This window comes from Thioclava indica (assembly GCF_000714545.1).
Classification (GTDB): domain Bacteria; phylum Pseudomonadota; class Alphaproteobacteria; order Rhodobacterales; family Rhodobacteraceae; genus Thioclava; species Thioclava indica.
This window is the reverse complement of the sequence record NZ_AUNB01000016.1, coordinates 53,726-61,825: the sequence shown is the minus strand read 5'-3', so window position 1 is coordinate 61,825 and position 8,100 is coordinate 53,726. Positions and strand designations below refer to the sequence as shown.

The 8,100-nt window shown below is 64.9% G+C and carries 9 protein-coding genes; 4 read left to right on the top strand and 5 right to left on the bottom strand.

Annotated features, from left to right (window positions below; translation table 11 throughout):
* From DT23_RS18440 to cobU, 4 genes are all read right to left on the bottom strand, one after another.
* Positions 1–479 (bottom strand): DUF6538 domain-containing protein (locus DT23_RS18440; RefSeq protein WP_338064217.1); only part of this gene is annotated, 479 nt, incomplete at its 3' end.
* 372 nt (positions 480–851) lie between these two features.
* Entirely contained in the window at positions 852–1,604 is a 753-nt protein-coding gene (cobS, locus tag DT23_RS05780; RefSeq protein WP_038129274.1) for an adenosylcobinamide-GDP ribazoletransferase, read from the bottom strand.
* Positions 1,601–2,605: a nicotinate-nucleotide--dimethylbenzimidazole phosphoribosyltransferase gene (gene cobT, locus DT23_RS05775; RefSeq protein WP_038129271.1), complete on the bottom strand. Its 1,005-nt coding sequence runs from the start codon at positions 2,603–2,605 to the stop codon at positions 1,601–1,603. Before cobT ends, cobS begins: the two co-directional genes overlap by 4 nt.
* A gap of 3 nt (positions 2,606–2,608) precedes the next feature.
* The gene (cobU, locus tag DT23_RS05770) at positions 2,609–3,112 is read right to left on the bottom strand and encodes a bifunctional adenosylcobinamide kinase/adenosylcobinamide-phosphate guanylyltransferase (RefSeq protein WP_038129268.1); all 504 of its coding nucleotides are present in this window, start codon (positions 3,110–3,112) and stop codon (positions 2,609–2,611) included.
* A gap of 80 nt (positions 3,113–3,192) precedes the next feature.
* Between cobU and DT23_RS05765 the strand changes: the two genes are divergently transcribed.
* From DT23_RS05765 to cobD, 4 genes are read left to right on the top strand one after another with little or no spacing between them, the layout of a single operon-like run.
* Positions 3,193–3,768 carry a histidine phosphatase family protein gene (locus DT23_RS05765; protein WP_038129266.1) on the top strand — a complete coding sequence of 192 codons (576 nt, stop codon included), beginning with the start codon at positions 3,193–3,195 and terminating at the stop codon, positions 3,766–3,768.
* Positions 3,765–4,562 (top strand): hypothetical protein, encoded by a 798-nt coding sequence (locus DT23_RS19840; protein ID WP_051697072.1) that lies wholly within the window; start codon positions 3,765–3,767, stop codon positions 4,560–4,562. Before DT23_RS05765 ends, DT23_RS19840 begins: the two co-directional genes overlap by 4 nt.
* Positions 4,559–5,506 carry an adenosylcobinamide-phosphate synthase CbiB gene (cbiB, locus tag DT23_RS05755; RefSeq protein ID WP_038129265.1) on the top strand — a complete coding sequence of 316 codons (948 nt, stop codon included), beginning with the start codon at positions 4,559–4,561 and terminating at the stop codon, positions 5,504–5,506. Before DT23_RS19840 ends, cbiB begins: the two co-directional genes overlap by 4 nt.
* Positions 5,506–6,474, top strand: coding sequence for a threonine-phosphate decarboxylase CobD (gene cobD / locus DT23_RS05750; protein ID WP_038129264.1), 969 nt, complete (start codon positions 5,506–5,508; stop codon positions 6,472–6,474). The genes cbiB and cobD overlap by 1 nt, the downstream gene beginning before the upstream one ends.
* Here the strand turns inward: cobD and DT23_RS05745 are convergent, their stop codons facing one another.
* The gene (locus DT23_RS05745) at positions 6,475–7,920 is read right to left on the bottom strand and encodes a cobyric acid synthase (protein WP_038129261.1); all 1,446 of its coding nucleotides are present in this window, start codon (positions 7,918–7,920) and stop codon (positions 6,475–6,477) included.
* Positions 7,921–8,100: the final 180 nt, after the last annotated feature.

The window sequence follows — 8,100 nt, the reverse complement described above, 5'->3', positions numbered from 1 at the left end:
CCTCCGGTAAACCCGGGGCGGTTCACAAGCGTGTTTTCGAGGGCTTCAAGATCGGCCTCGCTCGCGCCTTCGGTTTTCAGGCGGTCGAGGGTTCCTTGATCGAGGCTCGCCTCGACACCTCGATCCGAGAGCAGGCGCCAAGCCTTGCGGTGGGCCCAGTCAAGCCGCCGATCTTCGTCGTTACAACTGCCATCCATCTTCTGGATCAGGTGCAGTTTCTCAAGCTTCGCCATTTCGGCCTGCGCAACTTGCGTCATCCAGGCGCGGGCCTCACTCTTCGTCAGGTAGTTTCTATCGATTGCATCAAACACTTTATCACTCTCCGCAGTTAATACCCGAGCGATTATAAGCGCTTTTGAGCGGTTTTGTGTGCGTAAAGAGATCTGAAGATCGAAGATTTCTGTGGATTGTGAACGCAACTTGCGCCGCCATTGATAAATCTGGCCGCGTTTTGAAAGGTGTGGCTGAGCATGAATCATGCGCGTTTCCCCGTTAGGGGCGAATCACGCGGAACCTGGAAGGTTGGTGTGACACCTTGGTGTGACACCAACGATGCCAACTTCGCTCGCACCCAATGAAATCAATGGGTTGGAAGGAAGATGGCTCCGGCGGTAGGGGGCGGAGCCATTTCGACTGCGCCGTAAGTCATTGGAAATATAGACAATGCGCTTCGTCTGTCCGTGGATTATGCCGCGGTATTATGTGACACGGATACATCGTTCTGGATCTTGCAGCAAGTCCGACATCGATATCCATGATCGCTCGACGACATGAATTCTGGTGTTCATGATTTGCCTTAACGTCAGAGTGCCGTCATGCGAAAGCTGGTAGTCCGTTTTTCCAGGGCCGTTTTACTGCGCCACGACGACAAGCAACCCGACGACCTCGGTGAGTTGCTGGGTTGCGCCCAGAACGTCGCCGGTTTGACCGCCAAGGCGCTTTAGGGCGAGACGGGCGAGGGCGAACAGAGCCAGCCCTTGAACTGGCAAGATGAATAGGGGGGCAGGCGATCCCGCCAGAATGGCGAGCGCGAGCACCGGGGCTAGGCCCAAGGCCAGCGCCACACTCACGCCCGCGCGGTCAACGCCCGACGCACTTTGGCCCAGACCATCGGCGCGCGCAGCGGGCAGGGCGGCCAGCGCGAGGGTTATGCAGGCGCGGCTGCTCATTGCAATGGCGATCAGCGCGATAGCGGCAAGCGCGGGATGCAGGGCCAGCACCGCAAGCGCCTGCCAGCGCAGCCCGACAGACAGGATCAGTGCCAGCGTGCCGTAGCTGCCGATCCGGCTGTCACGCATGATCTCTAGACGGCGGGCGCGGTCCTGTCCGCCCCAGATCCCGTCGCTGACATCGGCGAGGCCATCTTCATGCAAAGCGCCCGTCAGCAGGATCTGCGTCACCAGAGCGCCGCCCGCCGCCAACGCAGGGGGCAGCCCCAAGCCAAGCAAGCCAAACAGCACCGCTGCGGCCAGCGTCCCCACCCCCAGCCCGACCAACGGAAAAGCCCAAGCGGCGCGGCCAATCGGGGGGATCGGCTCTGCCAGTCGGGGCAGGGGCAGCCGCGTCATCAGAACAAAGGCTAGGTGCGCCTCGCGCAGGGTCATGCCTCGCTGATTCCGGCTTGGGCAAAGGTCGCCATACCGTTATGACAGGCCAGTGCAGAGCGCAGGATACCAAGCGCCAGCGCCGCGCCCGAACCCTCGCCCAGACGCATGTCGAACTCCAGAACGGCGCGTTTATCGATCGCCCCAAGCAGGCGGCGATGACCCGGCTCTGCAGACACATGCCCGACAAGGCAATGATCAAGCAGGCGCGGATCGGCGGCATATAGTGTCGCTGCTGCCGAGGTGCAGATGAAACCGTCAAGGATCACCGGAATACGCTGCGCCCGCGCGGCCAGCACGGCACCGCAGATCGCGGCCTGCTCGCGCCCGCCAAGCGCGGCCAGTATTTCCATCGGCGACTTCGCGCCATGCAGCGCCAGACCGGTGGTGATCGCTGCGATCTTGCGCGCCAGCCCTTCCGCATCCGAACCGGTGCCCGGCCCGACCCAATCGCTTGGTGTGCCCTCGAACAGCGCGCTGGCAAGGGCTGCGGCGATGGTGGAGTTGCCGATGCCCATCTCGCCGAGGATCACGACATCCGCCCCCGGATCAACCGCCGCCGCGCCGCGATTCATTGCTTCAAGCGTCTCGGCCTCGGTCATTGCGCGGCCTTGGGTGAAATCGGCAGTTGGCGTGTCCAGATCCAGTGCGATCACGCTCAGATCGGCACCATTGGCCCGGCAAAGCTGGTTGATCGCCGCGCCGCCATGCTCAAAATTCGCCACCATCTGCGCGGTAACTGCCTGCGGATAGGGGTTTACTCCCTGTGCGCAAACGCCGTGATTTCCCGCAAAGACAAGCGCCTGCGCCTTGCTGATCTCGGGGCGGGCAGTGGCGCGCCACCCCGCCATAAAGATCGCCAGATCTTCCAGCCGGCCCAGCGAGCCGGGGGGCTTGGTCAGCGCATCCTGATGCGCGCGCGCGCCCTCCCGCATCGCCGCATCGGCTGTGGGCAGGTGATCGGCAAGCGTTGCGATCTCGGACAGGCTGTTGATTTGCATGGGCTATTTCACTTTCAGTGGCAGGCCGGAAACAGACAGGATCACCTCGTCGGCATCGGCGGCGATCCATTGATTGAGCGTGCCCGCCGCATCGCGGAAAGCCCGCGCAAGGGGATTGTCGGGCACGATTCCCATCCCCAATTCGTTGCTGACGAACACGACGGGATGGTGCAGATCGGGCAGGGCTGCGATCATCTCACGCGCGCGGCTTTCCCAGTCCAACTCGGCCAGCATCAGGTTGCTGAGCCACAGGGTCAGGCAATCGACCAGACGGGGGGCATCATCGGTGGCGCGCAGCGTCTCAAGCAGATCGAGCGGCGCCTCATGGGTGCGCCATTCAGGGCCGCGACGCTCGCGATGGGTGGCAATGCGCGCTGTCATTTCCGAATCAAAGGCCTGTGCGGTGGCGATGTAATGGGCGACTGGTCCGGCTTCCAGCACGCGCTGTTCGGCCAGTCTGCTTTTGCCAGATCGCGCCCCGCCGGTGATCAGAACTATGTGCGCCATTGTCGATTTGCACCCTGCCTCTTGTTCCTTGCCCGTCGATAAAGCAGAAACAGCGCGAGCGAGAAAGGGGCAATGCAACCATGACTGCCAGCGTCGGGAGCGAGTTGATACTGATCCGTCATGCGCCGGCGCTTGATGGCGGCTGTCTGGCGGGGCGGCGCGATGTGGGTGCACGGATTCCGGACGCTGATGTGTTGGACAGGCTGCGCGCGCGTATCGGGACGGCGCGGTTGGTGGTCAGCCCGGCGCTACGCTGCATGCAAACGCTCGGGGCGTTATGGCCCGATCAGGAGGCGCAGCAGGACATGCGCCTTTGGGAGCAGGATTTCGGCGAATGGGAGGGAGTGGCCTATTGCGATCTCCCTGACCTCGGCCCGCTTTCGAATTCGGATCTGGCGACGCATCGCCCGCCGCGCGGAGAAAGTTTCGCCGATCTTTGTCTGCGGGTTCGTCCGGCGTTGACGGACCTGGCGGGGCAGGGCGGGCGGATCGCGGTGATCGCCCATGCCGGTGTGGTGCGCGCGGGGCTGGCGCATGCGCTGGGGTCGATCCCGGCTGCGCTTGCCTTTCAGGTGGCCCCGCTTTCGATCACGCGGCTCATCGCGACGGGTGGTGGGGGCTGGTCGGTGGCCTGCGTCAATCAGGGCGTGTCATGAAAACGCTGCATATAGCGGGCCATTTCGGCGAGTGGATGCAAGGCCGGATTGGCCCTGACGGACCGGTCGCGCTTATCACGCTGCCCTGCGAGGCGCTTGGCGTCAGGCTTTGGCATCGCCCCGCGCCGCAGGGATTGCGCCTGCACGGCGTCGGCCTCAGCGCACAACAGGTGCGCCGGTTTCTTGCCCCGCTTGGGCTACGCCTGCGCGGCGTGGTGGGGATGCGCGCGACGGCGAAACTCGGCGCGGGCACCGGGATTTCAACGGCGCGGCTTGTGGGGCTGGCGCAACTGGCCGGGTGGCAGGGCGCGCCACATGATCTGGCGCGCGCTTGCGTCACATTCGAGGGCGCGTCGGACCCCTTGGCTTTCGCCGCCCCCTCGCGCCTGCTCTGGGGGTCGCGCAATGGCACACCACTGGCCGAGATGCCGGGCCTGCCGCGCTATGAAATTCTGGGCGGGTTTCTGGGCGGCCCGAGCTGGACCGATCCGCAAGATCAGAACTTTCCCGATATTTCTGATCTGATCTGGCCGTGGCGGCAAACACGTAATCTGCGCGATATTGCGGCGCTGGCAAGCCAAAGCGCTGCGCGCTGTCAGGCGATGCGTGGCCCGGCCAGTGATCCGACCCCCGATCTGGTTCGCGATCTGGGCGCGTTGGGCTGGGTGCGCGCCCATACCGGTGCGGCGCGCGGGCTGATTTTCGCGCCCGGCGCAGTGCCGCGTGGCGCACCCGATGCGCTGCGCTTGGCGGGCCTGCGCGCATTGGTGCAATTTCGTGGAGGCGCGCGATGAATTTTGCCGCGATGATGCTGGTTGCGATGGCGCTTGATCTGGCGATTGGCTGGCCGAACGCGTTGTTTCGTCGGATCGGTCACCCCGTGACATGGCTTGGGGCGCTGATCTCGGGCCTCGAGCAGCGCCTGAATCATCCGGGGCCGGGGCGGCGCGGGCGCGGTGTTGTGGCCGCGCTGCTGGTGATCGCGCTGGCCGCGCTGTGCGGGCTTGCGCTGCAAGCGGCGCTGCCTTCGGGCTGGCCGGGGATCGTGCTTGGCGGTGTGCTGGCATGGCCGCTGGTGGCTTTGCGCGCGATGCATGAACATGTCGCGGCCGTGGCCAAACCTTTGCGCGCCGCTGATCTGCCCAAAGCGCGCCACGCGCTGTCGATGATCGTCGGGCGCGACCCGGCGCAGCTTGATTCGGCGGGGATCAGCCGCGCGGCGCTGGAAAGCCTTGCCGAGAACAGCTCGGACGGGATCATCGCGCCGCTGTTCTGGGGGGCGGTCGCGGGGCTACCCGGCATCGCGGCCTACAAAGCGATCAACACGCTGGATTCGATGATCGGTCATCGCTCGGCGCGCTACGAAGCCTTTGGCTGGGCTTCGGCGCGTATTGATGATCTGGTGAACCTGATCCCTGCGCGTCTTAGCGGCGGGCTGTTCGCGCTTGCTGCGGGGCGGGGGTGGGTAAGGGCGTTGCGCGTGATGGCGGTGGATGCGCGTGCGCATCGCTCGCCCAATGCGGGCTGGCCCGAGGCGGCGATGGCGGGCGCGCTTGATATCCGCCTGTCGGGGCCGCGCATCTATGGCGATCGTGTCGCCGCTGAACCCTGGCTCAACGCCGCCGCACGCGATCCCGGCGCGGCCGATTTGATCCGGGGGCTTGCGCTTTATCGGCGGGCCATGGGATTGGGGGCGCTTGGGCTGGCGCTTGTCGCACTGGTTATCTGGAGTTTCTGATGCGCGATCACGGCGGCAATATCGACCAGGCACGCGCAGATTGGGGCGGCAGCGATTGGATCGACCTGTCCACAGGTATCAACCGCCAGCCCTGGCCGGTGCCTGCGCTGCCCGCGTCAGTCTGGACCGATCTGCCGACGCAGGCCGCCAAAACCGCGCTGCTGACGCAGGCGGCATGCGCGTTTTCCAGCGATGCCCCAAGCGTTGCCTTGGCCGGGGCGCAACAGGCGATCCAGCTGATCCCGCAGCTTGATGCGCCGGGGCGCGCGCGGATTCTTGGCCCGACTTATAACGAACATGGCGCGGCGCTGCGCGCGCAGGGGTGGCAAGTCCAAGAGGTCGCGACGCTGGCTGATCTGATCGGGGCCGATCTGGCCGTGGTCGTCAATCCCAACAATCCCGACGGGCGCCACCATTCCCGCCAAAGCCTGTGTGATCTGGCCGCTCATGTCGGACGGCTTGTGGTTGATGAAAGCTTTGCCGACCCGGTGCCCGAGCTGTCCCTCGCCGCCCAAGCAGGGCACCTTGCGAGTGGGGGAAATTTGCTTGTGCTGCGGTCGTTTGGCAAGTTCTGGGGGCTTGCGGGGGTGCGGCTCGGCTTTGCGTTCGGCGATACTGAAAGCGTGGCGCGGCTGGCTGATCTGGCTGGTCCGTGGCCGGTTTCGGGGGCGGCGTTGGAGATAGGGCACGCCGCCTTGAGCGATCGCGACTGGCATCGTGCCACGGTGGCGCGACTGGCCCAAGAGACCGCGCAGATCGATGCGATGGCGGCGCGCGCGGGTTGGTCCTTGCTGGGCGGGACGCATCTGTTTCGCAGCTACGTTACGCCGGATGCCGAGGCCGCGCGCGACCGTCTCGCCCGCGCCCAGATCTGGAGCCGGATTTTCCCCTATTCGCCCCAGTGGATCCGGCTTGGACTGCCCGGCACGGCTGCGGAATGGGCGCGCCTTGCGCGCGCCTTGTCCTGATTAGCGCGCCAGACCCAGCAGCGCCTCGACATCCAGATGCGTCTCCAGATGATCGGCCAGCGCGTCTAGCACCGCCTCGACCCGCCCCTGATGGCTCTCGCCCGAAACGGTAATCCCGATTGCGCCAAGGTAGGCTGCGCGAAACGCATCCGCGACGAATAGCCCGTGCAGATAGGTGCCGCTCACCCGCCCACAGGGCGAGATCGCACCCTCGGCGGCTCCGTTCACATGGGCGAAGGGGCGCGCGCGATCAGGGCCATCAGAGCGCCCGATATGGATCTCGTAACCCTCGACCGACAACCCCGAGGCCGCATGGCGTGCAACGACCTGCGAAAGTTGCTTGTCGGGATGCATCTCGGTCTCGATATCAAGCAGGCCCAACCCCTCGGTTATGCCGGGCGGCCCCTCGATGCCGTCGGGGTCGCAAATCGTGCGGCCCAGCATCTGATAGCCGCCACAGATTCCCAACACATGCCCGCCGCGCCGATGATGCGCTGCAAGATCGATATCCCAGCCCTGCGCGCGCAAAAAAGCAAGATCCGCACGTGTTGATTTTGTGCCCGGCACGATCACCAAATGCGCATCGCCCGGAATCGGGCTGCCCGGAGGGATCATGACAAGATCAACCCCCGGCTCGCCCGCAAGCGGGTCGAGATCGTCGAAATTGGCGATCCGCGACAGCATCAGGCAGGCGATCTTTACCCCGGTCTGACGTGGCGCGCGCGAAAGATCCAGCGCATCCTCGGCGGGCAATAGATGGGCCTGCGCGAACCACGGAATGACCCCGAAACCACGCCATCCCGTGCGGGCCTCTATCAGGCGGTAGCCATCCTCGAACAGGCTGGGGTCGCCGCGGAACTTGTTGATCACAAAGCCTTCGATCATCGCCGCATCGCCGCTCTCAAGCACGGCTTGCGTGCCTACAAGCTGCGCGATCACCCCCCCGCGATCGATATCACCCGCAAGGATCACAGGCACCTGCGCAGCGCGTGCGAAGCCCATATTGGCAATGTCATTGGCGCGTAGATTGACTTCGGCCGGAGACCCCGCGCCTTCGACGATTACCAGATCATGACGCGACTTCAGCCGCGCAAAACTCTCCAGAACCGCCCCCATCAGCTGCGGTTTCAACGCGCTGTAATCACGCGCGCGCGCCGTTGTCAGGCGGTGTCCCTGAACCACAACTTGTGCGCCCAGATCACTTTCAGGTTTGAGCAGCACCGGGTTCATATCCGTTAGCGGCGCAATCGCACACGCAAGCGCCTGCAACGCCTGCGCGCGGCCTATTTCGCCGCCATCTGCGGTCACGGCGGCGTTGTTGGACATGTTTTGCGGCTTGAATGGGGCGACAGAGATCCCGCGACGCCGCGCTGCGCGACACAGCCCCGCGACCAGCATGGACTTGCCAACATTCGATCCCGCGCCCTGCATCATCAGCGCCCCCATCAGAACCGTCCGCCGCACTTTGTGGTTTGGGTCGGGTTGCCTCCGGCGGGGATATTTTGCGCCAAGAAGAAAGAGCGGGCGGGGCGCCGCGCCTCGGGCCGGAACACCGGGGGAGACGCGGCGCTTTCTCCTTGGACGGTCATCAGGATCCCTCCCTGTTCCGCCGGGACAGTCAAGCAT

What these genes read in the sequence shown, in the direction of transcription:
- cobS (WP_038129274.1), bottom strand. Translation starts at nt 1,604, where the DNA reads ATGACCCTGCGCGAGGCGCACCTAGCCTTTGTTCTGATGACGCGGCTG.
- cobT (WP_038129271.1), bottom strand. Translation starts at nt 2,605, where the DNA reads ATGCAAATCAACAGCCTGTCCGAGATCGCAACGCTTGCCGATCACCTG.
- cobU (WP_038129268.1), bottom strand. Translation starts at nt 3,112, where the DNA reads ATGGCGCACATAGTTCTGATCACCGGCGGGGCGCGATCTGGCAAAAGC.
- DT23_RS05765 (WP_038129266.1), top strand. Translation starts at nt 3,193, where the DNA reads ATGACTGCCAGCGTCGGGAGCGAGTTGATACTGATCCGTCATGCGCCG.
- DT23_RS19840 (WP_051697072.1), top strand. Translation starts at nt 3,765, where the DNA reads ATGAAAACGCTGCATATAGCGGGCCATTTCGGCGAGTGGATGCAAGGC.
- cbiB (WP_038129265.1), top strand. Translation starts at nt 4,559, where the DNA reads ATGAATTTTGCCGCGATGATGCTGGTTGCGATGGCGCTTGATCTGGCG.
- cobD (WP_038129264.1), top strand. Translation starts at nt 5,506, where the DNA reads ATGCGCGATCACGGCGGCAATATCGACCAGGCACGCGCAGATTGGGGC.
- DT23_RS05745 (WP_038129261.1), bottom strand. Translation starts at nt 7,920, where the DNA reads ATGGGGGCGCTGATGATGCAGGGCGCGGGATCGAATGTTGGCAAGTCC.